Source organism: Mesorhizobium sp. M7A.F.Ca.CA.004.04.2.1, assembly GCF_004022825.1.
GTDB lineage: Bacteria > Pseudomonadota > Alphaproteobacteria > Rhizobiales > Rhizobiaceae > Mesorhizobium.
Genome location: NZ_RZPH01001442.1, coordinates 1 through 1,082, shown reverse-complemented (window position 1 = coordinate 1,082; position 1,082 = coordinate 1). Strand labels below are relative to the sequence as shown.

The following is a 1,082-nucleotide window of genomic DNA, read 5'->3' as shown; positions in this document are numbered from 1 at the left end:
CTGCAACACTGGAGGTTGGCGAAACCGGTAATGACAGCGCAATCTCCCCCCTTGAGGGGGAGATGTCCGGCCGGACAGAGGGGGGCGCCTCGCGCAGACCCGTCTCATCTTCCACCTTCCCCCAAGCGGCTTCGACCGCAGCGATTGCCGCAGTCGGCAACTCCGTCGAGAAGGCAATGTAGTTATCTAAGGCCAATCCAGTATCGCTGGCTTCCAGCAAATCCAGCAACCCACGCGGCGTCTCCGGAATTCCCTCAACACCATAATCCTGTCCCTTCAGGTCATGCAGAATGGCCAGCACGCTGGACGGCACGTCGAGGCCGACGGCATAGCCGGTGCGGCCGGGGGCGCTGGGATAATCCGGCATCAGGATCGCCAGCTTGCGCTCGGCGCGGGGCGTCTCCTGCAGGCGGATAAAGGCCGCGACGCGGTCAGCCACTTGCGCCACGCGATCCGGTTCCGGCCGGTTGGCGAAAGCGCGGTGGCCAAGTGCTGGATCGATCTCGCTCTCGCCCTTGAAGGAAATGGCGCCGGCCAGGATGCGGCCGTCGAGCTCGGGCAGCACGACATGCATGGCAAGGTCGGCGGGCGCCAGGCCGCGCTGGTTGCTCTCCCAGATGTCGCGGCGGGTGGTGGCGACGATGACCTGGAAGACCGGCACGCCGGCGCGGTCGAACAAGGTCTCATTGCCCGGTTCGGCACCGGACGCGAAAGCGGTAGCGGTGACGATGGCGGCGGGTTTCAGTGAGGCGAGTGCTGTTTCCACGAAGGCCAGGGATGCCGGGTCCTTGAGGGTGGAGACGAAGATGGGGACCGGGTTGATGCCGCGCTGTCGCAGAGCTTCAAAAAGTGCGTCGATTGGCGCGACATCGGCGGCCAGCAGCATCGAGCGGTAGAACAGGATAGGCACGACCTTTCCCTCCCCCTCGAGGGGAGGGTGGCCCGCAGGGCCGGGTGGGGTCGGTACGACCGGACGCGGCGTTTCTTTGAGTCGGCGCGCCTCGGAGAGGACCCCACCCCCGGCCTGCGGCCGGACCCTCCCCTCGAGGGGGAGGGGGACGACGCCGCGGCCGGGTTCGTAG

1 protein-coding gene is annotated in these 1,082 nt (G+C 66.8%); it reads right to left on the bottom strand.

The genetic code is table 11. The annotated features are described in order from the left end of the window. On the bottom strand, positions 1-1,082 hold a 1,082-nt coding region (locus tag EN893_RS35240; protein ID WP_206640251.1), incomplete at both ends, for a cobaltochelatase subunit CobN.